The organism is Arhodomonas sp. KWT, from assembly GCF_010993615.1.
In genome coordinates this window covers 1-698 of sequence record NZ_WNXE01000888.1, presented here as the reverse complement: position 1 = coordinate 698, position 698 = coordinate 1, and the positions used below count along the sequence as shown (strand labels likewise).

Genomic DNA, 698 nt, shown 5'->3' with positions numbered 1-698 from the left:
GTGCGCATGTGCTCGGGCATGACGTGGAGCACGAAGGTCGCGGAGGTGATCAGCCCGTCGCAGCCCTCCTTCTGCACTCCCGGCACACCGTTCAGGAACTTGTCCGTGACGTCCTTGCCCAGGCCGACCTTGCGGAAGGTCTCGCCCGGGAAGGCGATCTCCTCCGGCTCGCCCTTGCGGGTCTCGCCGTCCGCCTCAAACCGGGTGACGCGGAAGCGCACGGTCTCCTGATCGTGGATCTTGCCCATGTTGTGATCCACGCGCTCCACGTCCAGCCACTCCGCGTCCGGGGTGACCATGCGCCAGGAGGCCAGGTTGTCCAGCGCCGTGCCCCAGAGCACCGCCTTCTTGCCGCCGGCGTTCATGGCGACGTTGCCGCCGATGGTCGAGGCGTCCTGGGAGGTGGGGTCGACGGCGAAGACATAGCCGTGCTTCTGGGCGAGGTCGGAGACACGGCGGGTGACCACGCCGGCCTCGGCGCGCACCGTCGCGACGGGCTTGTCCATGCCCGGCAGGGTCCGGCGCTCCACGGCGCCGACGCCCTCCAGCTTCTCCGTGTTGATGACCACACAGTCCTCGTGCATGGGCACCGCCCCGCCGGTGTAGCCGGTGCCGCCGCCGCGGGGGATGATGACCAGCCCCAGCTCGACGGCGGTCTTCACCAGCGCGGCCATCTCCGCCTCGGTGTCCGGGCAGAG

General features: G+C 69.9%; 1 protein-coding gene. It reads right to left on the bottom strand.

The features are described from left to right. A partial coding sequence (locus G7A99_RS23080; RefSeq protein WP_163144388.1) for an FAD-binding oxidoreductase occupies window positions 1-698 on the bottom strand: 698 nt, incomplete at both ends.